This is a genomic window from Variovorax sp. 01T432, from assembly GCF_056398605.1.
Window position 1 is genome coordinate 1 of the sequence record NZ_JBFTPS010000037.1, and the last position, 24,043, is coordinate 24,043.

General features: G+C 70.1%; 25 protein-coding genes. 14 read left to right on the plus strand and 11 right to left on the minus strand.

Features of this window, described 5'->3' with window-relative positions:
* The 8 genes from AC1DNF_RS24060 to AC1DNF_RS24095 all read left to right on the plus strand — a co-directional run.
* The coding region (locus tag AC1DNF_RS24060; RefSeq protein ID WP_478151159.1) for a dihydrolipoamide acetyltransferase family protein at positions 1-876 on the plus strand (876 nt) is incomplete at its 5' end.
* Entirely contained in the window at positions 869-1,123 is a 255-nt protein-coding gene (locus AC1DNF_RS24065; RefSeq protein WP_478151160.1) for an acyl carrier protein, read from the plus strand. The genes AC1DNF_RS24060 and AC1DNF_RS24065, both read left to right, overlap by 8 nt.
* A gap of 67 nt (positions 1,124-1,190) precedes the next feature.
* Positions 1,191-2,375: a thiolase family protein gene (locus AC1DNF_RS24070; RefSeq protein ID WP_478151161.1), complete on the plus strand. Its 1,185-nt coding sequence runs from the start codon at positions 1,191-1,193 to the stop codon at positions 2,373-2,375.
* Positions 2,376-2,417: 42 nt separating this feature from the next.
* Complete coding sequence (locus tag AC1DNF_RS24075) at positions 2,418-3,377, plus strand: ribose-phosphate diphosphokinase (RefSeq protein ID WP_478151162.1); 960 nt, start codon at positions 2,418-2,420, stop codon at positions 3,375-3,377.
* A gap of 210 nt (positions 3,378-3,587) precedes the next feature.
* Positions 3,588-4,514 (plus strand): type VI secretion system baseplate subunit TssK, encoded by a 927-nt coding sequence (gene tssK, locus AC1DNF_RS24080; RefSeq protein WP_478151163.1) that lies wholly within the window; start codon positions 3,588-3,590, stop codon positions 4,512-4,514.
* A complete protein-coding gene (locus AC1DNF_RS24085; RefSeq protein WP_478151164.1) occupies positions 4,511-4,996 on the plus strand; it encodes a hypothetical protein in 486 nt (161 codons plus the stop codon). The genes tssK and AC1DNF_RS24085 overlap by 4 nt, the downstream gene beginning before the upstream one ends.
* A complete protein-coding gene (locus AC1DNF_RS24090) occupies positions 4,986-5,126 on the plus strand; it encodes a hypothetical protein (RefSeq protein ID WP_478151165.1) in 141 nt (46 codons plus the stop codon). The genes AC1DNF_RS24085 and AC1DNF_RS24090 overlap by 11 nt, the downstream gene beginning before the upstream one ends.
* On the plus strand, positions 5,117-5,257 hold the full coding sequence (locus tag AC1DNF_RS24095) for a hypothetical protein (RefSeq protein ID WP_478151166.1): 141 nt from the start codon (positions 5,117-5,119) through the stop codon (positions 5,255-5,257). The genes AC1DNF_RS24090 and AC1DNF_RS24095 overlap by 10 nt, the downstream gene beginning before the upstream one ends.
* A 3-nt stretch (positions 5,258-5,260) precedes the next feature.
* On the opposite strand, the gene AC1DNF_RS24100 is transcribed toward AC1DNF_RS24095, so the two are convergent.
* The 10 genes from AC1DNF_RS24100 to AC1DNF_RS24145 form a co-directional block, all read right to left on the minus strand.
* A complete protein-coding gene (locus AC1DNF_RS24100; RefSeq protein ID WP_478151167.1) occupies positions 5,261-6,307 on the minus strand; it encodes a hypothetical protein in 1,047 nt (348 codons plus the stop codon).
* An 18-nt stretch (positions 6,308-6,325) separates the two neighbouring features.
* Positions 6,326-7,654, minus strand: a complete 1,329-nt coding sequence (locus AC1DNF_RS24105; protein WP_478151168.1) for a nicotinate phosphoribosyltransferase — start codon at positions 7,652-7,654, stop codon at positions 6,326-6,328.
* A 12-nt stretch (positions 7,655-7,666) separates the two neighbouring features.
* Positions 7,667-8,413 (minus strand): 2-oxo acid dehydrogenase subunit E2, encoded by a 747-nt coding sequence (locus AC1DNF_RS24110; protein ID WP_478151169.1) that lies wholly within the window; start codon positions 8,411-8,413, stop codon positions 7,667-7,669.
* A 22-nt stretch (positions 8,414-8,435) separates the two neighbouring features.
* Positions 8,436-8,750, minus strand: a complete 315-nt coding sequence (locus tag AC1DNF_RS24115; protein WP_478151170.1) for a DUF6506 family protein — start codon at positions 8,748-8,750, stop codon at positions 8,436-8,438.
* A gap of 23 nt (positions 8,751-8,773) precedes the next feature.
* The gene (locus AC1DNF_RS24120) at positions 8,774-9,082 is read right to left on the minus strand and encodes a biotin/lipoyl-containing protein (protein ID WP_478151171.1); all 309 of its coding nucleotides are present in this window, start codon (positions 9,080-9,082) and stop codon (positions 8,774-8,776) included.
* Complete coding sequence (locus tag AC1DNF_RS24125; protein WP_478151172.1) at positions 9,079-10,092, minus strand: alpha-ketoacid dehydrogenase subunit beta; 1,014 nt, start codon at positions 10,090-10,092, stop codon at positions 9,079-9,081. The genes AC1DNF_RS24120 and AC1DNF_RS24125 overlap by 4 nt, the downstream gene beginning before the upstream one ends.
* Positions 10,089-11,072: a thiamine pyrophosphate-dependent dehydrogenase E1 component subunit alpha gene (locus AC1DNF_RS24130; RefSeq protein ID WP_478151173.1), complete on the minus strand. Its 984-nt coding sequence runs from the start codon at positions 11,070-11,072 to the stop codon at positions 10,089-10,091. The genes AC1DNF_RS24125 and AC1DNF_RS24130 overlap by 4 nt, the downstream gene beginning before the upstream one ends.
* A gap of 122 nt (positions 11,073-11,194) precedes the next feature.
* Complete coding sequence (gene lon, locus AC1DNF_RS24135; protein WP_478151174.1) at positions 11,195-13,597, minus strand: endopeptidase La; 2,403 nt, start codon at positions 13,595-13,597, stop codon at positions 11,195-11,197.
* Positions 13,598-13,715: 118 nt separating this feature from the next.
* Entirely contained in the window at positions 13,716-14,771 is a 1,056-nt protein-coding gene (locus tag AC1DNF_RS24140) for a cyclase family protein (protein WP_478151175.1), read from the minus strand.
* Between the two features lie 28 nt (positions 14,772-14,799).
* The gene (locus tag AC1DNF_RS24145; protein ID WP_478151176.1) at positions 14,800-16,101 is read right to left on the minus strand and encodes an MFS transporter; all 1,302 of its coding nucleotides are present in this window, start codon (positions 16,099-16,101) and stop codon (positions 14,800-14,802) included.
* A 122-nt stretch (positions 16,102-16,223) separates the two neighbouring features.
* Here AC1DNF_RS24145 and AC1DNF_RS24150 point away from each other — a divergent pair, with 122 nt between their 5' ends.
* Positions 16,224-17,258 (plus strand): substrate-binding domain-containing protein, encoded by a 1,035-nt coding sequence (locus AC1DNF_RS24150; protein ID WP_478151177.1) that lies wholly within the window; start codon positions 16,224-16,226, stop codon positions 17,256-17,258.
* 13 nt (positions 17,259-17,271) lie between these two features.
* Here AC1DNF_RS24150 and AC1DNF_RS24155 read toward each other — a convergent pair whose 3' ends face one another.
* Complete coding sequence (locus AC1DNF_RS24155; RefSeq protein ID WP_478151178.1) at positions 17,272-17,961, minus strand: GntR family transcriptional regulator; 690 nt, start codon at positions 17,959-17,961, stop codon at positions 17,272-17,274.
* A gap of 190 nt (positions 17,962-18,151) precedes the next feature.
* On the opposite strand from AC1DNF_RS24155, the gene AC1DNF_RS24160 reads away from it, so the two are divergent.
* From AC1DNF_RS24160 to AC1DNF_RS24180, 5 genes are read left to right on the plus strand one after another with little or no spacing between them, the layout of a single operon-like run.
* Positions 18,152-18,895 (plus strand): DUF969 domain-containing protein, encoded by a 744-nt coding sequence (locus AC1DNF_RS24160; RefSeq protein ID WP_478151179.1) that lies wholly within the window; start codon positions 18,152-18,154, stop codon positions 18,893-18,895.
* Positions 18,896-18,897: 2 nt separating this feature from the next.
* Positions 18,898-19,848 (plus strand): DUF979 domain-containing protein, encoded by a 951-nt coding sequence (locus tag AC1DNF_RS24165; protein ID WP_478151180.1) that lies wholly within the window; start codon positions 18,898-18,900, stop codon positions 19,846-19,848.
* 18 nt (positions 19,849-19,866) lie between these two features.
* Positions 19,867-20,649 (plus strand): LamB/YcsF family protein, encoded by a 783-nt coding sequence (locus tag AC1DNF_RS24170; RefSeq protein ID WP_478151181.1) that lies wholly within the window; start codon positions 19,867-19,869, stop codon positions 20,647-20,649.
* Positions 20,649-22,265, plus strand: a complete 1,617-nt coding sequence (locus tag AC1DNF_RS24175) for a 5-oxoprolinase subunit B/C family protein (protein ID WP_478151222.1) — start codon at positions 20,649-20,651, stop codon at positions 22,263-22,265. The genes AC1DNF_RS24170 and AC1DNF_RS24175 overlap by 1 nt, the downstream gene beginning before the upstream one ends.
* Positions 22,262-23,995: an acetyl/propionyl/methylcrotonyl-CoA carboxylase subunit alpha gene (locus tag AC1DNF_RS24180; protein WP_478151182.1), complete on the plus strand. Its 1,734-nt coding sequence runs from the start codon at positions 22,262-22,264 to the stop codon at positions 23,993-23,995. The genes AC1DNF_RS24175 and AC1DNF_RS24180 overlap by 4 nt, the downstream gene beginning before the upstream one ends.
* The last annotated feature ends 48 nt before the right edge of the window (positions 23,996-24,043 follow it).

Here is a 24,043-nt window from a genome sequence, read left to right on the forward strand (position 1 = left end):
GCGCCGCGCAGGGCGGTGTCGCCCGCCGCGCGCCGGCGCGCGCGCGAGTTGGGCATCGACGCCGACACGGTGGCGGGCACCGGGGTCCAGGGCTCGGTCACGCTGGCGGACGTCGAGGCGGCGGCAAGCGCGAGCGCCGGCGCGCCATCCACCGCCGATCGCAGCCAGGCGATGCGTAAGGCGATCGCGGCGGCCATGAGCCGCTCCAAGCGCGAGATTCCGCACTACTACCTGTCGGAGTCGATCCCGATGGCGAACGCGCTGGCCTGGCTGCAGCAGCGCAACGAGGGCGTGCCCATCGCCGAGCGCATGCTCGCGGCGGTGCTGATGCTCAAGGCGGTGGCCGCCGCGCTGCGGCGCACGCCGGAGCTCAACGGCTTCCATCGCGAAGGGGTCTTCGTGCCCGCCGCCGCCGTGCATGCGGGCGTGGCGATCTCGCTGCGTGGCGGAGGGCTGGTGGCGCCGGCCATCCACGACGTGGGCGGCAAGTCGCTGGAGCAGCTGATGCGCGACCTGAACGACCTGGTGGGGCGCGCGCGCGCCGGCTCGCTGCGCAGCTCCGAGATGTCCGACCCGACGATCACGGTCACCAATCTCGGCGACCAGGGCGTGGAGGCCGTGTATGGCGTGATCTATCCGCCCCAAGTCGCGCTCGTGGGCCTGGGCCGGATCGCCATGCGTCCGTGGGCGCGGGCGGACGGCGCCATCGCGCTCCTGCCGGTGGTCTGCGCCACGCTGGCCGCCGACCATCGGGTGTCGGACGGACATCGCGGCGCGCTGTTCCTCGCCGAGCTGCGCGAGCTGCTGCAGGAGCCGCAGGCGCTGGCGGCACGGACGGGCGCCGGCATGCCCGAGGAAGGTGAAGCCCATGAATGAAGATCGCCAGGCCATGGCCGACACGGTGCTCGCGCTCCTGCGCACGATCGCGCCCGAGATCGAACCCGCGGAGATCGACTGGCGGCGTCCGCTGCGCCGCCAGGTCGACCTGGATTCGATGGACTGGCTCAACTTCCTGATGGCGCTGGGCGCGCGCTTCGGCTTCGAGGTCCCGGAGTCGGACTACGCCCGCCTGGTCTGCCTCGCGGACGTGCTCGCCTACATCGAGGCCCGGCGGGCGAGTTGATGAGCGTCAATGCGCCGGCCACGGCATGCGCCTAGCCTCTGTGTATCTCGATACGAGGAGTGATTCCATGACCCAGCGCGACATCGTTCTTTGTCACCCGGTGCGCACCGCCATCGGCACTTACGGCGGCAGCCTCAAGGAGGTGCCCGCACCCGACCTGGGCGCGGTGGTCGTGCGCGAGGCGCTGCGCCTGTCCGGCCTGCCCGCCGACAAGGTGCAGACGCTGGTGATGGGCAACGTCATCCAGGCGGGGGGGAAGATGAACCCGGCGCGCCAGGCCGGCATCGCCGCCGGCCTGCCGGTCGAGGTGCCCGCGCTGACGGTCAACCGCGTGTGCGGATCGGGTGCCCAGGCGATCGTCAGCGCGGCGCTGGAGGTCGGCGCCGGCATGGTCGACTGCGCCATCGCCGGCGGCATGGAGAACATGGACCGCGCGCCCTACCTGCTGCCGCAGGGGCGCTGGGGCGCGCGCATGGGCGACGTGACCTTCTTCGACAGCATGCTGCACGACGGCCTCAACGACGCGTTCAGCGGCCAGCATTCGGGCTGGCACACCGAGGACCTGGTGGAGGCCCGCGGCATCACGCGCGAGGACCAGGACCGCTGGGCCCTGCGCTCGCAGGAGCGCTTCGCGGCGGCGCAGGCTGCCGGCCGCTTCGAGGAGGAGATCGCGGCGGTCGAGGTGCCGACGCGCAAGGGCACCGAGCGCTTCGCCAAGGACGAGCACAACCGGCCCGAGACCACGGCCGAGTCGCTGGCGCGGCTCAAGCCCGCCTTCCGCAAGGACGGCACCATCACCGCCGGCAGCGCGCCGGGCCTGAACTCGGGCGCCGCGGCGATGCTCGTGGCCGAGCATCAGTGGGCCGAGAAGAACTTCCTCAAGCCGATGGCGCGGCTGGTGTCCTACGGGGTCAGTGCCGTGGAGCCCGGCTTCTTCGGCCTGGGGCCGGTGCCGGCCGTGCGGCAGGCGCTGGCGCGCGCCGGATGGACGGTGGGCGAGGTCCAGCGCGTGGAGATCAACGAGGCCTTCGCCGCCATCACGCTGGCCTGCCTGCGCGAACTGGGTTTCGCGCCGGAGCTGGTCAATGTGGAGGGCGGCGCCATCGCCCACGGCCACCCGATCGGCGCCACCGGCGCGGTGCTGACGACGCGGCTCATCCATTCGATGAAGCGCGACGGCCTGCGGCGCGGCATCGTCACGCTGTGCATCGGCGGTGGGCAGGGCATCGCATTGGCGATCGAGGTGCTCTGAGGGCGGACGGCGGGGGCCCGCGCAGTTCAGGGAGGCTCGCCGATGCTCCTCTTTTCCCTCGAACCCGCCGATGCCTTCGCGCGCGCGCTGGCCGATGCGCTGGCCGTGCCGCTCTCGCCGCACGAGGAGCGCGTGTTCGAGGACGGCGAGTGCAAGCTGCGCCCGCTGGTCGACCCGCGCGGTGCCGACGCCTATGTGCTGCTGAGCCTGCACGGCGGTCCGCGGCTGAGTCCCCACGACAAGCTCTGCCGCCTGCTGATCTTCATCGGCGCGCTGAAGGACCATGGCGCCGCGCGCGTGACCGCGGTGGTTCCCTACCTCGCCTATGCGCGCAAGGATGCCCGCACCAAGCCCTTCGACCCGCTGGGCCTGCGCTACATCGCGCAGTGGCTGGAGTCGGCCGGCATGAGCCAGCTGATCGTGCTGGAGGCGCACAACCTCGCGGCCTTCCAGAACGCATTCCGCTGCCCGACCATCCATCTGCAGGCGCACCAGGCCTTCCGGCCGATGGCGCAGGCGCTCTCGGGCCAGGGGCCCCTGGCCGTGGCCTCGCCGGACCCGGGCGGCGTCAAGCGCGCGCTGCTGTGGCGCGAGGCGCTGGAGGCGCAGCTGGGCGAGCCGGTGCGCTTCGCCATGATCGACAAGCGCCGCAGCGCCGGGGTGCTGAGCGGCGGCGACCTGGTGGCGGGCGAGGTGGCGGACGCGACGGTGCTGCTGCTCGATGACCTGATCGCCAGCGGCGACACCATGCAGCGCGGCGCCCATGCCCTGCGCCGCGCGGGAGCGAAGACCGTGATCGCCTGCGCGGCGCACGGCCTCTTCGTCGGCAAGGCGGCGCAGACGCTGGCCTCCGAGGAGGTGTCGCGCCTGATCGTGACCGACAGCGTGCCGCCATTCCGGCTGCCGGACAGCGGCGCGGTGCGCGACAAGCTGGAGGTCGCCTCGGTGGTGCCGCTGTTCGCCGACGCCATCCGCGCGAGCCACGCGGGCTGGATGCGCTAGCGGGCGACCTCCCCCTTTTTGGGCACATCTGATTCTGACTAATTCTGGCGAGCGCCTTCCGGCGCGCGCTGATCTCGTGACACAACGGCCCGTTCGCTGAGGCCGGCTCGCGCCGGACCGCATGTGGGACGGGAGGGCCTGGGTCACTCGACGGCAGTACGCCTCGGGGACTTCAGGCATGGGTGGGGTGTCTTCGAAGGTTGGGTTTCCATGGGTTCACTGGGGATGGGGGAGGGGCGGGCGACGGCCGTCTCGCGCAGGGTCTTGTTCGGCAAGCTCAATCGCACGCTGTTTCGCTCCATCGAGTCGGCCACGACCTTCGCCAGGCTGCGCGGCAATCCGCATGTCGAGCTGACGCACTGGCTCCACCAGCTCTGGCAGCTCGGCGACAGCGACCTGCACCGCATCTGCCGCCACTGCGGCATCGAGGAGCGCGAGGGCGCGCACGACGGTTCCGGGCCGGCCCCTGTCATGCCGGGCGAGGCAACGGGCGCCATGGCCGCGGCGGCGGACGGAGAGTCCGCCCTGGCCAGGTACTGCAGCGATCTCACCGAGCGGGCGCGCGGCGGCGGCATCGACGGGGTCGTCGGTCGCGCGCACGAGATCCGGACCATGGTCGACATCCTGCTGCGCCGTCGCCCCCTGCTGACGGGCGACGCGGGCGACCAGCACGGGGAGCCGTACCACTTCTTCAGGGAGCTGGTCACTGACGTGCAGGCGATGCTCAACGACGTGCTGGTGCGCAGCGCCGGGAGCATCGCGCTGACCGAGCGCCCCAACGGCATGCGGGTGGCGAGCGTCGAGCCGTCCGAACCGCAGGGCTTTGCCAGCCTCGTGTTCGCCGGCGCGGCGCAGATGCCCCCGGACCAGCTGGCCACGCAGTTCCCCGCGCACTGCAAGGCGGCGCCGAGCGACCGCCTGCCGGACCTCATCCACGCGAAGCTGCCGGGCATCGCCCTGCGGAGCCTGCCCGTGCCGCCGAGGCAGATTCCGTTCAACGCCGGCTTCGTGTACTTCCAGTTCCAACCGCGCGGGCCGCTCTGGGAGCACCTGCTCAAGTACGGCGGGATGGCGTTGCGCGTGGCGGGCGAGTTGCCCGGATTGCGCATGGAACTCTGGGGAGTCAGGGAGAAATGAACAAGCGCCGCGCCCTCGTCATCGTCTGCCGGCTGCTTGCCGCGAGCCTGCCCTGCCCGTTCCCGATCTGCATCGCGCAGAGCGCGGCTGAGAGCGCGCACGGGAAGAGGGAGGCCGTGCTGGATGTGGTCGTCTTCAACTACATCGACCGCCCGATCTATGACGTTCACCTGAACGACAGGGTGGTCGGCCACTCGGCCTCCTTGTCGCGCACGCCCCTTGGCAAGAACTCGGTGGTCGCGCGCGTCGCCATCCCTTTCGGGCTTCAATCACTGACGTGGCGGGACGCGATTTCAGGCCGAAGGTTCGCCAACAGGACGCCCATCCGCTTCGACGAGGAACACCTCGCGCCGAACAGCCGCTACCTGGGCTTGCACATCTATCCCGACGGCACCGGCGAACTTAGCGCGAGTGAGCATTTCCCCCAACAAAGCGCGCGTGGCCTCGGCTATGCCAAGGAGTTCCAGAAAAATGGCAAGTGAAAGAATCCGGGCCGCGCTGGGTGGCCACCCGAGGACGAGCGAAGGCGACATCGCGCGCGGGGTGGTGGTGCCGCGCGCGACCGCCTTCCAGGCCAGGGTGCCGCCGGGCGAACGGTCGCCGTGCTGTTGAAGCAGGCGGAGCGCATGGTGGGCCAGCGCTTTTCCCAGCTGGCCGATGCCATTCCGCTCGATCTGCTGAAGAAGTGGGACGCGGGCGAAGTCCCCGCCGCGCTTGAAGGGATGGAGCCCCGCGGCAGCTAGGCCTCAGCTATCGACAAGGCGCTCCAGGCGCTCCAGCGCGGCAGTCGCGTGGTCGAGGTAGCGCGAGGCCTGGGGCAGCCATTTCCACGGCGTGCGCACCTCGGCTTCGAGCAGGTGCGCCGCGCTCAGCCGGGCGCGCAGCAGGGCGCGCGCCGCCGTATGGAGCATCAGGAGTGCGGCCGGTGGCGCATCCCCCAGGGCCGAGGCCAGCCCCGCCTGGAGGCTGGGGCCGACCGAGGCATCGCCCGCGACCGCGCATTCGAGGCCGAGGAAGCACAGCTCGTCGAAGGGATCGACCTCGCGCAGCCGTTCGTCGAACTCCAGGGCGTCGATCACCACCGGCGGATCGGTGAGCGCCACGTGCTCGGGCCGCAGGTCGCCGTGCCCGTCGACGATGCGCGCCTCGGCGACGCGCCGCCGCAGCAGTCCTTCGTGCCGCGTGATGGCGCTGTCCGTGCGCTCGATCAGCGCGCGCGCGCGCAGCAGGCCCAGCTGCGGGCGTTCGAGCACGTCGCGGCTGCGGGCAAGGTCCTCGCGCATGCGCATGACGTAGCCGGCCTCGTCGACCTTCGCGCGCGCCGCGCCGCGATAGAAGGGCACCAGGATGCCCAGCAGCGCATCGATGTGGGATGGGCGCAGCTCGCCGCGCGCGATCAGCGCGTCGAGCATGCGCTCCGATGGCAGGCGCTGCATGACGACCACCCAATCGATGGTGCGGCCGGGGGCCGGCAGCCGCTCTTCCGGCACGGCGCGAAGCTCTCCGTCTTCCTGCTGGAGCGCGAGCAGCCCGAGGTACACCTTCGGCGCGAGCCGGCGGTTGAGCAGCACTTCCTGCCGCGCGTTGCGCTCGCGCGCCTCCAGGGTCGAGAAATCCAGGAAGGACATGCGAACGGGCTTCTTCAGCTTCAGGACGCGGCGCTGCCCGACCAGGACCCAGGACATGTGGGTCTCGATGCGGCGCACCTGCGCGTCCCGGTCGTCGGCGCAGAGATGCGCTTCGAGGCAGCGCAGCCTGGCTTCCATGCCGGCGTCGGCGTCCATCGGGGTCACGCGCGGCTCCCCGGGCGCTCAATGGACGGCCGCATCGACCTGCAGTGCCAGCGCACGGACCTGCGAAGAGATGTCCACGGCGACACAGGCCGGCGCCGCCTGGAGGCCTCGCAGGGCGTCCGGCAGCAGCTTCATCTGCCGCGCGTGATGGTCCCGCGATTCCCGCAAAGTCGGCGCGGCACCGACGCGCCGCCCGCCGCGCATGCAGGGAAGCAGCAGGGCTTCGCCGCCGCAGGCTTCGCTGTCGAGCTGCACGATGTCGCGTTCGATGCGGCCGTTGCTCCCGAGCAGGCGCACCACCTGCTTCACCCCGGGCCAGGTGGCCTTGCCTTCGGAGCGCTTGCGGCGCGGCTGGCCGTCATAGGACTGCAGCTTGTAGACCGCGTCGAGGGCGGGATGGTCGGAGGAGGTGTCCAGGGCGGTGCCGACGCCGAAGCCGTCGATGGGCGCCGCGTCGGCGACGAGCGCCGCGACCCGGTGCTCGTCGAGGTCGCCGCTGGCGAAGATCCCGATGTCGCGCAGCCCGGCCGCGTCGAGCAGGGCGCGCACCGCCCGCGCATGCGCGGCCAGGTCGCCGCTGTCGATGCGCACGCCGGCCACCGCGATGCCGTCCCGGCGCAGGAGCGGCACGAGTTCGATCACCTTGGCCGCGGCGGCCTCGGTGTCGTAGGTGTCGATCAGCAGGGTGGGGCCGTGGGGCCGGGCGCGCGCGAAGGCCTCCAGCGCCGCGCGCTCGCTGCTGTGGGCCTGCACGAAGGAGTGCGCCATGGTGCCGGAGACCGGAATGCCGTAGCGCCGCCCGGCTTCGGCCGTGGCGGTGCCGTCGAAGCCCGCGAGGTAGGCCGAGCGCGCGGCCAGCAGCGCCGCCTCGGCGCCATGGGCGCGGCGCATGCCGAAATCGATCAGCCGCTTGCCGCCGGCGACCAGCGCGATGCGCGCGGCCTTCGACGCGATGAGCGTCGCGAAATGCGCGAGGTTCAGCAGCCGGCTTTCCACCAGCTGCGCCTGCGGCAGCGCGGCGGTGATGCGGATGAAAGGCTCGTCGGCAAAGAAGACGGTGCCCTCGGGCATGGCATCGACATCGCCTTCGAAGCGCAGCCCGCCGAGCTGCTCCAGCAGCTGCGGGGAGAAGCCGTCCTGTTCGCGCAGCCAGTCGATCTCCGCTTCGGAGAAGGACAGTGTCTCCAGGAACTGAAGCACGGGCTCCAGCCCGGCGGCGACCAGGAAGTTGCGCTGCGGCGGCAGCTTGCGCACGAACAACTCGAAGACGGCCGGCGCGCTCATTCCCTCTTCAAGATAGGCCTGCAGCATCGTGAGCTGGTACAGGTCGGTCAGGAGGGCGGTCATCGCGTGTACCGCTCAGGGCATGCCGAGCATGTCGGGTTGCGCAAGCTGCTGGTGGATGAGCGCGAGAAAGCGCGCGCCCACCGCGCCATCGATCACCCGGTGGTCGTAGACCAGCGAGAGCGGCAGAAAGAGCCGCGAGACGAAGCGGCCGTCGTCCTCGACCACCCGCGGCGCCGCGCGCGCGACACCCAGGATGCCGATCTCCGGCGCGTTGATGAGCGGCGTGAACCCGGTGCCCCCCAGCGCGCCGAGGTTGGAAACGGTGAAGCAGGCGCCCTCGGCGTCCGACAGCGCAAGCTGTCCTTCCCTGGCCCGCCGGGCCAGGGCATGGACATCGCGCGCGATCGCCATCGGGTCCTTCCTGTCGACGTCGCGCACGACCGGCGCCATCAGCCCCACGGGTGTCTCGGCGGCGAATGCGATGTGGCAGTACTTCTTCAGGATCAGCCGCGTTCCGGATTCGTCGAGCGAGGCGTTGAAGTCGGGGAAGGCCTTCAATGCATGGGCGCAGGCCTTCATGACCAGGGGCAGCACGCTGAACGCGTGGCCCGCGGCCGTCGCCTGCGGCAGCAGGCGCTGCCGCAGCGCCTCCAGCGCCGTGAGATCGACCTCGTCGAATTGGGCCACGTGAGGAACGTGGGTCCAGCTGGCCGTCATGCGCCTGCCGATCACCTGGCGGATGCGGCTGAGCGGCTTCGTCTCGACTTCGCCGAACATCGCGTAGTCGTAGCCTTCGACCTTGGGCGCTTCGCTGGCCATGGTGTCTCCAGAGGGCCGGGGGCTATGCGGCGGTCGCGAAGACCTGGTCGCCGCTCTTTCCGCCCAGGCCCGGGTGCGCGTCGAAGCGGACCACGCCCACCGCGGCCTTGCCCTCGACCGCCCGCGCGATGCGCGCCGTCCCGGCGACGCCGAAGCCGCCGCACAGCTCGATGGCCACGGTGCCCTGATCGACGAGCTGTCGCGCGACGAGTTCGGCCTGCGCGTAGTCGGGCACGCCGACAACGACCAGGTCGACCTGCGGCGTGCGCACGACGGCGCGGTGCTCGTCCTGGCGCGCGCCCTCGGCCAGGAAGATGAATGCGGCCTTCAATGTCATGCTCTTCTCCGGTGTGGGTGCCGTCAGGCCTGCTGCTCGGGCTTGAAGCGGGCGATGAATTCGTCGATCTGCGCGTCCGGCACCTCGGCCGATGCGATCACCGCGACCAGGGCGCCCACCGGGAGCGTGGTGCCCTCGGGCACCACCTGCCGCCTCAGCACCCCGGCGCTCTCCGCGACGCACTCGTTGGTGACCTTCTCTGTCTCGATGTCGAACAGTGCCTGGCCGACGCTGACCGCCGCGCCGGGCGCGGCATGCCAGGCGGCCACCGTGCCTTCCTTCATGGTCAGGCCGAGCTTCGGCACGGTGACGGCGGTGATGGCCTCGCTCATGACCGCGGCTTCAGCGTGTCCCTGACGGCCGCCTGGATGGCGGCGGCACTGGGGATGTAGGCATCCTCCAGGCCCGGCGCGAAGGGCACCGGCGTGTGCGGCGGCGTCACCATCCGGATGGGCGCCTTCAGCGAATCGAAGCCCGCCTGCGCGACCATGGCCGAGATGTCCGCCGCCAGGCCGCAGCGCGGGCTGGCTTCGTCCACGATCACCAGACGGCCGGTCTTCGCGACGCTGGCCAGGATCGAGCGCGTGTCCAGCGGCGAGGTCGTGCGCAGGTCGAGCACGTCGCAGCGGATGTCCTCCTTCTCCAGCGCGTCGGCGGCCTGCGCCGAGAGCTTGACCATGCGCCCGACGGCGACGATGGTCGCGCTGCCGCCCGTTCTCACGAGCTTCGCCTCGCCGAAGGGCAGGGCATAGGGCTCGTCGGGCACTTCCTCCACGTCGTCGTACATCGCCTTGTGTTCGAAGAAGATCACGGGGTCGTCGTCGCGGATCGCCTGGATCAGCAGGCCCTTGGCCTCGTAGGGCGAGGAAGGAATCACGACCTTGAGGCCGGGGATGTGGGTGAAGATCGGATAGAGGCACTGGCTGTGCTGGCTGGCCGCGCGCGTGCCGGCGCCGTAGAGCGTGCGGATGACGACCGGCGTGGTCGCCTTGCCGCCGAACATGTAGCGGAACTTGGCCATCTGGTTGATGATCTGGTCGCCGCACACGCCGAAGAAGTCGACGAACATCAATTGCGCGATGGGGCGCAGCCCCGCCACCGCCGCGCCTGCCGCGGCACCGATGAAGGCGCTCTCGCTGATGGGCGTGTCGAACACGCGGCCGCGGCCGAACTCGCCCAGCAGCCCCTTGCTCGCGCCGAGCACGTCGCCCCATGCGTCCTGCTCGCCCTTGGCGCCCATGCCGCCGGCGATGTCCTCGCCCATGACGATGACCGAGGCGTCGCGTTCCATCTCCTGGCGCATGGCTTCGTTGAGCGCGGTGCGGAATGATTTCTTGCTCATGCCAGTGCTCCCGGGTAGGTTTGGTAGACGTCCGTCAGCAGGTCGGACACATCGGGCGGCGGCGCCGCCCTGGCATCCTTCACCGCCGTGTCGATGAGCGCGGACACCTCGGCCTCGATGCGGTCCAGCGCATCCGCCCCGACCAGGCCGGCGCTCGTGAGCCTGGCGCGCATGAACTTCAGGCAGTCCAGGAAGTTGCGCTCTTCCTTGACCTCGCCCGGTGGGCGGTAGGTCATCTGGTCGCCCTCGAAGTGGCCGAAGTAGCGCGTGAACTCGATGTGCAGGAACTCCGGCCCGCCACCCGCGCGCAGCCGCTCCACCGCCTCCTTCGCGGCCCTGTAGACGGCGAAGAAATCGTGGCCGTCCACCCGGTTGCCTCGCAGGCCGAAGCCTTCCGCGCGGCGCACGGGGTTGTGGCCGCCGATCGACCAGGAACTCGAGGTGCTCTCGGCGTAGCCGTTGTCCTCCAGCACGAAGAACACAGGCAGGCGGTACACCGAGGCGAAGTTCATCGCCTCCAGCGTCGTGCCCTGGTTGAATGCGCCGTCGCCGAAGAAGGCGACGGCCACGCCCTGGGTCTTGCGCACCTGGGCGGCCAGCGCCGCGCCGCAGGCCAGCGGTGGCCCGCCGCCGACGATGCCGTTGGCGCCGAGCATGCCCTTGCCGATGTCGGCGATGTGCATGGAGCCGCCCTTGCCCTTGCAGAGGCCGCCCTGGCGCCCGAAGATCTCCTTCATCATCCCGCCGACGTCGCAGCCCTTGGCGATGGCATGGCCATGGCCCCGGTGCGTGCTGGCGATGTGATCGCCGTCGCCCAGCTGCATGCACACGCCGACGGCGGAGGCTTCCTCGCCCGCGTACAGGTGCACGAATCCGGGGATCTGGCCGGTCGCGAATTCCTTGTGCACGCGCTCCTCGAATTCGCGGATGGTGCTCATGCCGCGGTAGGCCGCCATCAATTGTTCGACATTCATCTGCATCGCTGGTCTCCGTTGTTGAGTCCACCATTCGACGGGGCAGACTGCCGTGTTGACGAATCCAGAATAGGCGTCCGCGGGCGCGGCCCATTGATCCTTGTCAAGGCCGCGCGCGGCGGCGGCGTTCAGACCAGGTTGAGTTCGGGCGGCGCGCGGCGCGCCCCGGCCTCGGCCAGTGCCTCGCGCATCGCGTCGTCCACCGTCTCCAGCGGGACGAACTTCATGGCGGCGCGCACGCTCTCCGGCACGTCGCGCAGGTCCTTGAGGTTGCGCGCCGGCAGCAGCACGGTCGTGATGCCGGCGCGTTGCGCGGCGAGCACTTTCTCCTTGACGCCGCCGATCGGCAGCACCAGGCCGCGCAGGCTGATCTCGCCGGTCATCGCCACCTCGTGCCGCACCGGGCGATCGGTGAACAGCGAGGCGAGCGCGATGAACATGGCGACGCCGGCGCTCGGCCCGTCCTTGGGGATCGCGCCGGCGGGGATGTGCAGGTGGATGTCGATGTCGTTGAACATCGCGCTCGCCACGCGCAGGTCGGCGGCGCGGGACTTGACCAGCGTGAGCGCGGCCTGGGCGCTCTCCTTCATCACGTCGCCCAGCTGCCCCGTGAGGCTCAGCTTGCCGCTGCCGGACACGCGGGTGGCCTCGATGAAGAGGATGTCCCCGCCCACGGGCGTCCAGGCGAGGCCGGTGGCGACGCCGGTGACGCTGCTGCGCAGGGCGATCTCGCTCTCGTACTTGGCCGGCCCGAGGATGGCGTCCAGGTCGGGCGCGTCGATGCGGACCTTGCCGGTCGATCCTTCCGCCACCTTCATGGCCGCATGGCGCATCGCGCGGCCGATCTCGCGCTCGAGCTGGCGCACGCCCGCCTCGCGGGTGTAGTCGGAGACGATGGCCTTGAGGGCCGCCTCGGTGAGCTCGCACTGCTCTTCCTTCAGGCCGTTGGTTTCCCGCTGGCGGCGCACCAGGTAGGTCTGCGCGATCTGCAGCTTCTCCTCCTGCGTGTAGCCGGGAAGGTCGATCACCTCCATGCGGTCGCGCACGGGCGGCGGCACGTTGTCGATCACGTTGGCCGTGGCGATGAACACCACGCGGCTCAGGTCGAAGGGCACGCCGAGGTAGTTGTCGCGGAAGCTGTTGTTCTGCTCCGGGTCCAGCACTTCGAGCAGGGCGGCCGAGGGATCGCCGTGCGCGCTCGCGTTGAGCTTGTCGACCTCGTCGAGCATCATCACGCAGTCGCGCGCGCCGGCCCGGCGCAATCCCTGCACGATGTTGCCGGGCAGGGCGCCGATGTAGGTGCGGCGGTGGCCGCGGATCTCGGCCTCGTCGTGCACGCCGCCGAGCGACACGCGCACGAAGGGGCGCTGGATCGCGCGGGCGATGCTCTGGCCGAGCGAGGTCTTGCCGACGCCGGGCGGCCCGACGAAGCACAGGATGGGCGCGCGGCCCTCGGGGTTGAGCTTGCGCACGGCGAGGAATTCGACGATGCGCTGCTTCACCCGCTCGAGGCCGAAGTGATCGGTCTTCAGCGTGCGGCGCGCGGCGGCGAGATCGATCGAGGTCGCGGCCGGGGCCGCCCAGGGCAGCTCCACCATCCAGTCGAGGTAGGTGCGCAGCATGGAGTATTCGCCCGAGCTGTCGGGCATGTTGCGCAGACGGTTGAGCTCCTTGCGGGTGTGGGCCTCGGTGTCGGCGGGCATGCCGGCCTTGGCGATCGCCTCTTCGAGGCGCGTCATCTCCTCGTCGTTGCCGCCGGTCTCGCCGAGCGCATGCTGGATCGACTTGAGCTGCTCGCGCAGCAGGAACTTGCGCTGATGGTCGTCGAGCTGTTCCTTGGTGCGCTCGCCGATCTCCTTGGACAGGCGCAGCACTTCGAGGCGATGCGACAGGAGCTTGAGCAGCTTGCCGACCCGCTCGGCCGGGGCAATGGTCTCCAGCAGCGTCTGCTTCTCGTGCATCTCGGCATCGATCACGCTCGCCGTGATGTCGGCCAGCGCCGAGGGGCCGCGCGTGGTCTGCAGCGCATGCACCAGCTCGGCGGGCACACTGGGCAGGAAGGACATCAGCTCGACCGCGCGCTCGCGCAGCTGGAGCGCCAGCGCCTCGGCCTCGGCGGACTCGTCTTCGACTTCCTCGATGAGCGCGATCTTCGCGGCGAAGAAGGGGTAGCCCGCGACGGGCGCGACCATGCGGAAGCGCTGCATTCCCCGGCACACCGCATGGTGCTGGCCGGCTTCGGGCTCGAAATGGTGAACGATCGTGGCGAGGGTGCCGACCGCGCAGAGCGCGTCGAAGTCGGGGTCCTCGTCGGCGGGGTCCTTCTGCAGCACGATGCCCACTTGCGTGCCGCCTTCCAGCGCGTGCTTGAGGGCGGCGATGGATTTCTCACGGCCGACGCTCACGGCCGTCATCACATGCGGGAACAGCACGAGGTTGCGCATGGGGATGAGCGGCAACACGTCGGGCGGCAAGACGATGGCCGGCTCGACGGGGGTGGTGGACGGTTCGGATGGGACGGGTTGCGTCATCACTGGCTCCTGCTGGGCTGGATTGATTCCAGACGCTAAGGCGGGCCGTGCCGCCAGGGCTTGATCAGGCGCAAGAAACCATCAGGCGGCCGCGTTGCCGCCGCAAGTCACGGCAGCTTCAGACGGTGGCCACCGGCGTGACCGGCGAGCCCACCGCACCCGGCAGCCGCAGCGGCGGCGCGGTCAGGAAATAGGCGTGGCGCCCGGCCGATCGCAGATAGGCGGCCAGCTCCTCGAACCACCACAGCTCGCCGAGCGGCATGCCCAGCTTGAACAGGCAATGCTCGTGCAACGGCACCACCGAGTGCGCGCCTGGTTCACGCGGCGAAGAGATCCCCTCGACGGCGTAGTTGTCGGCGCAGATCGCCGAGATGCCCGAGGCGCTGATCCATTGCAGCAATTCCTCGTCGCGCCCGTCCAGCACGCAGCCGCAGGCGTTCAGGAGCGCGCTGTCGGGCTGGCGGTTCATGCCGAGCAGGACTTCGGCGAAGCCCGTGCGTATCGACAGGATGTCGCCTTCGCCGATGCACAGGCCATCGGACTCGATGACATGGCGAAGCTCCCGGTAGCCGATGGGCTGCCGAGCGAGGCCGTAGTGATGCGCGAGATCGACGAGCACGGCCCTGCCCTGGATCGCCTTGACCGCGAGCGTCGCGATGTCCAGGGCGCGGGCGCCGTGGGGTCCTTCCATCGGCGTGTCGCCGCCGGCCGCATGGCGCGTGGGGCCGACGATGTGCTCGTTCGCCCTGAAGCCGTTGTAGTACACCATCTCGGGCACGCCGTCGCCGTCCGCATCGAAGAGCGAGCCCACGTGCGCGAGCGAATCCCACTGCGTCGAGTACTGCAGGAACAGCGTCACCATGTCGTCGCTGATGACGTCCGTCGCATCGGCGTAGTTCTTCCAGGCCGGGTAGTTGAAGCAGGCGCAGCCGTCCTTCACGAGGGTGGGCGACAGGCGCGGCGCATGCCGCCTTTCGTTCAGGACGTTGCCGCCCGGACAGTCCAGGGGCAGGCTCAGGCAGAAGCTGCGACCCTCGCGGATCTCCCCGATGCCTTCCAGCACCTTCTTCGGCGTGATCAGGTTGAGCCGGCCGAGCTGGTCGTCCGGTCCGAAGTCGCCCCAGTTCGCGCCTGGGGGCCTGACTTTCCATCGTTCACTGGATGCTGGTTTCATGACGGGGCTTGATTCCTTGACGATGAGTTCAGGTCCGTGCTTCGCGCAGCGCCATCGGCAGGCGCCCGGCGCTCTTCGGCGTCGCACGGAGATAGACCACCGCGGCGGCGATGGCCAGCGCGATCAGCGGCAGCATCCCATAGCGGATGTCGCCCGTCGATGTCTTGGCCCAGCCCACCATCATCGGGCTGAGGGCGCCGCCCGCGACGCTCATGCTCGTGATGATGGCGATGCCGATCGGCGCATGCCGCGACGACAGATGGGCGACGACCGGCGCCCAGAAGACGGGCAGGGCGCCGGCCAGCCCGGCATTGGCCAGCGACAGCGCGAAGAGCGAGAGCGGCAGATTCGTGTTCGAGATCAAGGTCAGGCCCAGTCCGGCCGCGCACAGCAGGGAGGCCGCCGCGTAGTGCCACCGGTATTCCTGTGCCTGCTCGGCATGTCTTGCGGTCCACAGCATCGCCACCAGGCCGACGACATAGGGAATGGCCGAATAAAGACCGGTCTGCCGGAAGTCGAGTCCGCCCGCGGCGCGGATCATCTGCGGCAGCCAGAAGGTCACGCCGTAGCCGGCGCAGATCACGCATGACAGCGCGAGCCCCCAGGCATAGAGCCGCCAGTCGCGCACGGTCTCCGCGAACGAGGCTGTCTGGCCGTCCCTCAGGTCCGCCGCCTGGCGAATCCGGGATTCGATAGGGTCGCGCTCGTCTTCGGTCAGCCAGCGCGCCGAGGCCGGCCGATCCGCGAGAAAGCAGGCGGCCAGCCCGGCGAGCACCAGGCTCGGGATGCCCTCCAGGATGAACAGCCATTGCCATCCGCGCAAGCCCGACACGCCTTCGAGGTTCTGCAGGATCCAGCCCGATATCGGACCGGCCACCAGGCCGGCCACCATGACCGCCGTCATGAACAAGGCCGTGATTCGCGCGATCCTCGTCGCCGGAAACCAGTAGCTCAGGTAGAGCATCACGGCCGGGAAGAAGCCCGCCTCGAACACGCCGAGCAGCAGGCGCGCCGCGTAGAACTGCTGCGGCGTCTTCACGAAGGCCGTGGCCATGCTCACCAGGCCCCACAGCGACATGATGCGAAACAAGGTCTTCCGCACGCCCATGCGCGCCATCAGCAGATTGCTCGGGATCTCGAAGATGACGTAGGTGAGGAAGAAGATCCCGGCGCCGAAGCCATAGACAGCGTCATTGAAGCCGAGCGCGTCCTTCATCTGAAGTTGCGCATAGCCGATGTTGATGCGGTCGACGAAAGCGGCGACATAGCAGAGAAAGAGCAGGGGGACGATGCGCCATGTCGCCTTTCGATAGACCGCTTCGATGTTCATGAGAGGCTCCGGGTGGTTTGGGGTGGAAAGCTGAAAACATGGAAACGTTTTCATGTTTTTCCGTAGCTTAGGTTCGAGGTGGAATACCATGCAATCCATGGAACGTTTACATCAGGGAAAACATGGGTGATTCAGTCTCGGTGCGCGACGTCGCGGTGGCCGCGGGCGTGTCCGTCGCGAGCGTGTCGCGGGTGCTCAACGACTCGGGCTACGCGAGCGCGGCGGTGCGCGAACGCGTGCTGCGGGCGGTCAAGACGACGGGCTACACGCCCAACTTCAGCGCCAAGCACCTGCGCACCGGCCGCAGCAAGGCGGTGGGATTCATGGTCTCCAACATGGCCAATCCCTTTCTTTCGGCCTTCTTCGCGGCGGTGGAGATCCGGATGCAGGCGGCCGGCTTCTCGCTGCTGGTGGCGAGCACCTACGACCAGCCCGACAGGGAGAGTGAACTGCTCACGCTGTTCGAGAATCGCCGCCTCGAGGGCGTGATGGCCTCACCCAGCGTCGAAGCCGTGCCGCGCGGGCGCAATCCCTTCGCGCGCTGCAAGCTGCCGCTCTTGATCTTCGATCGCGAGATCGATTGCGATGCCGACCTCGTGTTCCAGGACCATCGCGATGGTGTGCGCCAGGCGGTGGCCTATCTGGTCTCGCTGGGTCACCGGCGCATCGCGATGTTCGGCCCGAGTGTGGCCATCCGGCCCGGCAGGGAGAAGCTGCTGGGTTACCGCGACGGCCTGCGGGAAGCCGGCTTGCCCTTCGACGATGCGCTCGTGTGCATGCTCAAGTCGGCGGTCGATTCGCCCGAAGCCGAGATGCGGCAGATGCTCGCCCTCGACGCGCCGCCGACGGCGTTGATCGCGCTGGGGACGAGCATTCTGGCCGGCGCCCTGCGCAGCGCCCGCGGCGCGGGCCGGGTGGTGCCGGACGACCTGTCGGTCATGGGCATCGGCACGGAGAGCGTCTTCGCGCTGATGCATCCCACCCTCACGACGCTGCGGTTCAACATCGAGCAGGCGGCCGAGGCGGCGGCGAGCCTGATGCTGGACCGCATCGCCGGGACGGCGCCGGCCGCGCCGCGCAAGGTCACCGTGCCGATGGACCTGGTGCTGGGCGCTTCCTGCGCTCGGGCGGTGACGACGCCTGCGCGCCGCGCCTGAAGGGCCCGGGCCTTCAGTTGGCCCAGCCCGAATCGCTCATGTGCCGCGCATACACCGCCAGCACGATGCGCTCGGAATGCACCAGGTACTCCGACAGCGCCTCGGCGGCGCGCGCGAACTCGCCGGCCTCGGCCAGTTCCAGGATCTTCAGGTTCATGTCCACGTAGGGGGCATGCAGGAACTCGGGGTCGCGCAGCAGGCCGAAGGCCAGCCGCAATTCGGCCAGCACCGGGGCGAACAGCAGGTTGAGCCGCTCGCTGTCGGCCAGTTCGACGATCGCCATGTGGAAGGCCATGTTGGCGGTGCCCACGCCGAGCCAGTCGCCGCGCGCCCGGCAATCGAGCGACTTCTCGATCGCCTCGCGCATCTTCTTCTTGGCCGGATGGCGCGGATAGGCCTGGGCTAGCGCCTGGCATTCGATCAGCCGGCGAACCCGGTAGATGTCGATGATCGACGAGATGCTCGGAATCGCCACGAACACGCCCCGGTTCGGTGCGTGCTTGATCAGCCCGTCCTTGGTGAGCATCCGGAAGACCTCGCGCAGCGTGTTGCGCGAGATGCCCAGGCTGGTGCTCAAGGCCTGTTCCGACAGGCGCTGGCCGGGTGAGAACTCCCCCTGCGTGATCTTCTGCCGAAGCTGGTCGGCCACGCGTTCGCTCAGCGTCTGGGTCGCGGCGGCGGTGGGGGCGGCGGGAAGGGTCATAGGGCCTGGGTTGTAACAGATCCGGCCGTGCCCCGCCCCTCGATTGCTCAACGAATCGCGGGATTTCACCTAGAAACTGGCATGCGACATGCGAGCAAGATTCGCTAGATTGTTGAACAATCTGATTCGCGCGACTCACCAAAACATTCGGAATGGTTGAGTCATCCACCCTTCTTCCAGGAGAAATGTCTTGCCTACCGACATCAATCTGTGGCCCCTGCTCGGGGTCGCCGTCATCATCGCGGGGTTCATCCTGCGCTTCAATCCGATGCTGGTCGTGATCATCACGGCCGTCGTGACCGCCCTGGCGGCGCACTTCCCGGTCGACAAGATCCTGGCGACCATCGGCACCGGCTTCATCAAGACGCGCAACCTGCCGCTGATCATCCTGCTGCCGCTGGCGGTGATCGGCCTGCTGGAGCGGCACGGGCTGCGCCAGCATGCGCAGAACTGGATCAGCAGCATCAAGTCGGCGACGGCGGGGCGCCTGCTCATCGTCTACCTGGGCGCGCGGCAGCTGACGGCGGCGATCGGCCTCACCAGCCTGGGCGGGCATCCGCAAATGGTGCGGCCGCTGCTGGCACCCATGGCCGAGGGCGCGACGCAGGCCCGCTACGGCAAGCTGCCCGACCACATCCGCCACAAGCTGCGCGCCTATGCCGCCGCCACGGACAACGTCGGCCTCTTCTTCGGTGAAGACATCTTCGTGGCCTTCGGCGCCATCGTGCTCATGACCACCTTCCTGCGCGAGGCCGGCATCGACCTCGAGCCGATCCATGTCGCGCTGTGGGGCATCCCGACGGCCGTCTGCGCCTTCGTGATCCATGCCTGGCGGCTGCGGCGGCTGGACCGGATGCTGGCCCGCGAGCTGGGCGGCGATGCCGGCGATGCGCCGGTGGACGACACAAGCGCGGTCGCCGCGAAGGGGGCCTGATCATGACGCTCTCGATCGTTCACCTCTACTACCTGGTCGGCGCCATCCTGGCCATCACCGCCGTGATGACGCTGGCCGACCGCCAGCATCCCAAGCGCTATTCCAGCGCCTTCTTCTGGGGCCTCTACGCGCTGGTGTTCATCGTCGGCGACCAGCTGCCGCCCGTGTGGGTCGGCGTCGGCGTGGTCGTCATGGCGCTGATCGCCGCCTTCGGCGGCGTCGGTGTCGGCCATCATGCCGCGCGCAGCGCGGCCGACTACGCGGCGAGCGCGAAGCGTCTGGGCAACAAGCTGTTCATCCCGGCGCTGGCGATCCCAGTGGTCACGATGATCGGCACCGTGTCGGCCAAGTACCTCGACATCGGCGGCGTGCCGCTGCTCGATCCGAAGAACACGACGCTGGTCAGCCTGGGCATCGGCTGCATCATCGCGCTCGCGCTGGCCTGCCGGCTCACGCACGAGACTCCGATGCAGGGCATCCGGGAATCCCGCCGCCTGACCGACGCGCTGGGCTGGGCGCTGGTGCTGCCGCAGATGCTGGGCATGCTGGGTCTGGTGTTCTCGGACGCGGGCGTGGGCAAGGCCGTGGCGCACATCACGACCAGCTACGTCAACATGGACGTGCGCTTCTTCGCCGTGCTGGTGTTCGTGGTGGGCATGGCGCTGTTCACGGTCATCATGGGCAACGGCTTCGCCGCCTTCCCGGTCGTCACCGGTGGCGTGGGCGTTCCCGTCCTGGTCGGCATGTACCACGGCAACCCGGCCGTGATGGCCGCCATCGGCATGCTCTCGGGCTATTGCGGCACGCTGCTGACGCCGATGGCCGCCAACTTCAACATCGTGCCCGCGGCGCTGCTGGAGCTGCCCGACAAGAACGCGGTGATCCGCGCCCAGGTGCCGACCGCGCTCACGCTGCTCAGCTGCAACGTGTTCCTGCTGTACTTCCTGATGTAGCGCGGGATGGACGCGGCGATGAAGATCGACTTGAACAGCGACCTGGGCGAGAGCCTGGGCGCCTGGCGCATGGGCGACGACGACGCGATGCTGGGCATCGTGAGCAGCGCCAACGTGGCCTGCGGCTTCCACGCCGGCGACCCGGCCGGCATCCTGCACACGCTGCGCCGCGCGCGGGCGCTCGGCGTGGTGGTCGGCGCCCATGTGGCCTACCCGGACCTCGCCGGCTTCGGCCGGCGCAACATGGACGTGGCCAGCGCCGACCTGGTGGCGGACGTGATCTACCAGATCGGCGCGCTCAAGGGCCTGGCGGCCGCCGCCGGCACCACGGTGCGCTACGTCAAGCCGCATGGCGCGCTCTACAACACCATCGCCCATGACGAGCGCCAGGCGCGGGACGTCATCGCCGCCATCCGCGCGATCGACCCCGAGCTGTGGCTGGTCGGGCTGGCCGGCTCGCCGCTGCTGGGCTGGGCACGGGCGAGCGGCTTGCGCGTGGTGGCCGAGGCCTTCGCCGACCGCGCCTACATGCCCGACGGCGCGCTGGTCTCGCGCCGCGAGAAGGGGGCGGTGCTGCACGACGCGCGGGAGGTGGCCGCGCGCATGCTGCGCCTGGCCACCGAAGGCGTGGTCACGGCCGTCGACGGCAGCAGCGTGCGCATCCAGGCCGATTCGGTCTGCGTGCATGGCGACAGTCCGGGCGCGGTCGAGATGGCGCGGCAGGTGCGGGCGCTGCTGGAACGCTCTGGCGTGACCGTGCGGCCCTTCGTCGATGCGGCCACGGCGGGGGCGACGCGATGATGCGCTTTCTTCCGGTCAACCTGGATGCGATGCTGGTCGAGCTCGACGACCTCGCGCAGACGCTGGCGCTGCTCGCGTCCCTGCAGGCCGAGCCCATCGCCGGCATCGAGGAACTGGTGCCGGCGGCGCGCACGCTGCTGGTCCGCTACCGTCCCATGGCCGTGTCGCACGCCGAACTGGTCGAGCGCATCGGCCGAAGAAGCCTCACGGCACCGGTCGAGCGCGCACGCACGCGGGTCGAGATTCCGGTCGACTACCAGGGCGAGGATCTCGACGAGGTCGCGCGGCTGCTGGGCCTTTCGCGCGAGGAGGTGATCCGCCGCCACACCGGCAGTGACTACACCGTCGCTTTCACGGGCTTCGCACCGGGCTTCGCCTACCTGAGCGGCGGCGACCCGAGCCTGAACGTGCCGCGCCGCGCGACGCCGCGCACGCGCATCCCCGCCGGCGCCGTGGGGCTGGCGGGGCAGTTCAGCGGGGTCTATCCGCAGGCCAGCCCCGGTGGCTGGCAGATCATCGGCGTGACCGCCACGCCGATGTGGGACCTGGGCCGCGAGGTGCCGGCGCTGCTGCAGCCGGGCTTTCGCGTGCGCTTCGTCGACGTGGCGGTCCGGCGCGCGCCGGCATCGCCCGCGGCGCCGGCCCCGCGAGCCGCGCCGCCCGCGGTGGTCGCCGTCGACGGTGCGGCGCTGGAGATCCGCAGCACCGGGCTGCAGGCGCTGTTCCAGGACGCGGGCCGGCACGGTCAGGCCGGGCAGGGCGTGTCGGCCTCCGGCGCGATGGACCGGGGCGCCCTGCGCGCGGCCAACCGGCTGGTCGGCAACGACGGCGACGCGGCCTGCGTGGAGATCGTCTACGGCGGCTTCCAGCTCGTCTGCCGGGGCGAGGCCGTGGTGGCCCTCACCGGCGCCGACACACCCATCCAGCTCGACACCGCCAGCGGCGCGCGCTGGGCCGTGCCCGGCTACGAGGCGATCGCCTTGTCCGATGGCGACAGCCTCACGCTCGGCGAGCCGCGCGCGGGCATCCGCACCTACCTGGCGGTGCGCGGCGGCTTCGCCGTTGCGCCGGTGCTCGGCAGCTGCTCGACCGACACGCTGGCCCATGTCGGGCCGCCGCCGATCGCGGCCGGCGACGTGCTGCCCGTGCGGCCGGTGCTGCGCGGCGCCGTGGTGGGCCTGCACGAACAGCCGGCCGCCGACCTGCCCACGGTGAGTGAGACCGTCACGCTCGACGTGGTGATGGGACCGCGCACCGACTGGTTCACGCCCGAGGCGGTCGAGCGGCTGGCCAGCCAGTGCTGGACGGTGACGCCGCAGTCCAACCGCGTCGGCCTGCGCCTGGCCGGCGAACAGCCGTTGACGCGCGCCAACCCGGCCGAACTGCCGAGCGAGGGCACGGCGCTCGGCGCCATCCAGGTGCCCCCGAGCGGGCAGCCCGTGCTGTTCCTGGCCGACCACCCGCTGACCGGTGGCTATCCGGTGATCGGCGCCGTGGCCACGCACCACCTCGATCGCGCCGGGCAGATCCCCATCGGCGCGCGCGTGCGCTTCAATCCGATCCGCCATTTCGAAGCCTCTTCGAGCCTTCTTTCCGAACCGCGAGACACCCCATGAAGAAAGTCCTCATTGCCAACCGCGGCGAAATCGCCGTGCGGATCGTGCGCGCGTGCGCCGACTACGGCGTCCAGTCGGTCGCCGTCTACGCCGATGCCGACCTCGACGCGCTGCACGCGCGCATGGCCGACGAGGCCTATGGTCTCGACGGCCATCGGCCGGCCGACACCTACCTTCGCATCGACAAGCTGCTGGCCGTGGCCGCGCGCAGCGGCGCCGACGCGGTGCACCCGGGCTACGGTTTCCTGTCGGAGAGCGCGGCCTTCGCCCAGGCCGTCATCGACGCCGGCCTGACCTGGATCGGCCCGCCCCCGGCCGCCATCGAGGCCCTGGGCGACAAGGTGCAGGCGCGCAGGATCGCACTGGAGGTCGGCGCGCCGCTGGTGGCGGGCACGCCCGGGCCGGTAAAGAACGCGCAGGAGGTCGTGGCCTTCGCCGAACAGCACGGCCTGCCGATCGCCATCAAGGCCGCCTTCGGTGGCGGCGGGCGCGGACTGAAGGTCGCCTGGCGGATGGACGAGGTGGCGGACCTCTACGAATCGGCCGTGCGCGAGGCCGTCGCCGCCTTCGGCCGCGGCGAATGCTTCGTCGAGCAGTTCCTCGACCGGCCGCGCCATGTGGAAGCCCAGGTGATCGCCGACACGCACGGCCATGTGCTGGTGCTGGGCACGCGCGACTGTTCGCTGCAGCGGCGCAACCAGAAGCTGGTGGAGGAGGCGCCCGCGCCCTTCCTGAGCGACGAACAGCGCGAGCGCATCCACCAGTCCGCGCGCGAGGTCTGCGCGCGTGCCGGCTATGTCGGCGCCGGCACGGTGGAGTTCCTGCTCAGTGCCACGGGCGCCATCTCCTTCCTGGAGGTCAACACCCGCCTGCAGGTGGAGCACCCCGTGACGGAGGAGACCACGGGCATCGACCTCGTGGTGGAGCAACTGCGCATCGCCGACGGATTGCCGCTGTCGATCACGCAGACGCCGGCGCCGCGCGGCCATGCCTTCGAGTTCCGCATCAACGCCGAGGACGTGGGCCGCGGCTTCCTGCCCGCGCCCGGGCCGGTTCGCGTGTTCGACGCGCCCTCGGGTCCCGGGGTGCGGGTCGACACGGGCGTGGTGTCGGGCTCGACGGTGCCGGGCAGCTTCGACTCGCTGATGGCCAAGCTCATCGTCACCGGCGCCACGCGCGCCCAGGCCATCGCGCGCGCGCGGCGCGCGCTCAAGGAGTTCCGCATCGAGGGCGTGGCTTCCGTGCTGCCTTTCCATCGCGCGGTGATGGCGCACGCGGACTTCACCTCCGCGGACGAATTCAAGGTGCACACGCGCTGGATCGAAACCGACTTCGCCAACACGCTGCGGGCCTCGGTGCGTGCCGAGGCACCGATGCCGGATGCCGCGCTCGTGCGCACGGCGCTGGAGATCGATGGCCGCCGGATGGCGCTGGGGCTGCCCGTGGAACTGCTGCGCGGGCTGCAGTCCGCATCGAGCGGTGGCGCGTCGCCGTCGGTGGAGGCGCCCGTGGCCGCCGATCCCGCATCGGTCGCCGCGCCGATCGCCGGCACCCTGCAATCGTGGAAGGTGGCCGATGGCGACATGGTCGCCGCGAACGACACCATCGCATCGATGGAAGCCATGAAGATGGAAATGCAGATCACGGCCCACCGCGCGGGGCGCATCACGCTGAAGGTGGCGCAGGGAGCCTACGTGGTGGCGGGGGCGGGGATCGCGGGGATCGAGTGACCGGCGGGGGGGCGTGTGCAGTCACTGGTTTGAGACTCTCGACAAGCG

Bases quoted from the DNA above. Each gene is read 5' to 3' on its own strand.
- AC1DNF_RS24065 (WP_478151160.1), top strand. From the start codon at position 869: ATGAATGAAGATCGCCAGGCCATGGCCGACACGGTGCTCGCGCTCCTG.
- AC1DNF_RS24070 (WP_478151161.1), top strand. From the start codon at position 1,191: ATGACCCAGCGCGACATCGTTCTTTGTCACCCGGTGCGCACCGCCATC.
- AC1DNF_RS24075 (WP_478151162.1), top strand. From the start codon at position 2,418: ATGCTCCTCTTTTCCCTCGAACCCGCCGATGCCTTCGCGCGCGCGCTG.
- tssK (WP_478151163.1), top strand. From the start codon at position 3,588: ATGGGTTCACTGGGGATGGGGGAGGGGCGGGCGACGGCCGTCTCGCGC.
- AC1DNF_RS24085 (WP_478151164.1), top strand. From the start codon at position 4,511: ATGAACAAGCGCCGCGCCCTCGTCATCGTCTGCCGGCTGCTTGCCGCG.
- AC1DNF_RS24090 (WP_478151165.1), top strand. From the start codon at position 4,986: ATGGCAAGTGAAAGAATCCGGGCCGCGCTGGGTGGCCACCCGAGGACG.
- AC1DNF_RS24105 (WP_478151168.1), bottom strand. From the start codon at position 7,654: ATGACCGCCCTCCTGACCGACCTGTACCAGCTCACGATGCTGCAGGCC.
- AC1DNF_RS24110 (WP_478151169.1), bottom strand. From the start codon at position 8,413: ATGGCCAGCGAAGCGCCCAAGGTCGAAGGCTACGACTACGCGATGTTC.
- AC1DNF_RS24115 (WP_478151170.1), bottom strand. From the start codon at position 8,750: ATGACATTGAAGGCCGCATTCATCTTCCTGGCCGAGGGCGCGCGCCAG.
- AC1DNF_RS24120 (WP_478151171.1), bottom strand. From the start codon at position 9,082: ATGAGCGAGGCCATCACCGCCGTCACCGTGCCGAAGCTCGGCCTGACC.
- AC1DNF_RS24125 (WP_478151172.1), bottom strand. From the start codon at position 10,092: ATGAGCAAGAAATCATTCCGCACCGCGCTCAACGAAGCCATGCGCCAG.
- AC1DNF_RS24130 (WP_478151173.1), bottom strand. From the start codon at position 11,072: ATGCAGATGAATGTCGAACAATTGATGGCGGCCTACCGCGGCATGAGC.
- lon (WP_478151174.1), bottom strand. From the start codon at position 13,597: ATGACGCAACCCGTCCCATCCGAACCGTCCACCACCCCCGTCGAGCCG.
- AC1DNF_RS24140 (WP_478151175.1), bottom strand. From the start codon at position 14,771: ATGAAACCAGCATCCAGTGAACGATGGAAAGTCAGGCCCCCAGGCGCG.
- AC1DNF_RS24145 (WP_478151176.1), bottom strand. From the start codon at position 16,101: ATGAACATCGAAGCGGTCTATCGAAAGGCGACATGGCGCATCGTCCCC.
- AC1DNF_RS24150 (WP_478151177.1), top strand. From the start codon at position 16,224: ATGGGTGATTCAGTCTCGGTGCGCGACGTCGCGGTGGCCGCGGGCGTG.
- AC1DNF_RS24155 (WP_478151178.1), bottom strand. From the start codon at position 17,961: ATGACCCTTCCCGCCGCCCCCACCGCCGCCGCGACCCAGACGCTGAGC.
- AC1DNF_RS24165 (WP_478151180.1), top strand. From the start codon at position 18,898: ATGACGCTCTCGATCGTTCACCTCTACTACCTGGTCGGCGCCATCCTG.
- AC1DNF_RS24170 (WP_478151181.1), top strand. From the start codon at position 19,867: ATGAAGATCGACTTGAACAGCGACCTGGGCGAGAGCCTGGGCGCCTGG.
- AC1DNF_RS24175 (WP_478151222.1), top strand. From the start codon at position 20,649: ATGCGCTTTCTTCCGGTCAACCTGGATGCGATGCTGGTCGAGCTCGAC.
- AC1DNF_RS24180 (WP_478151182.1), top strand. From the start codon at position 22,262: ATGAAGAAAGTCCTCATTGCCAACCGCGGCGAAATCGCCGTGCGGATC.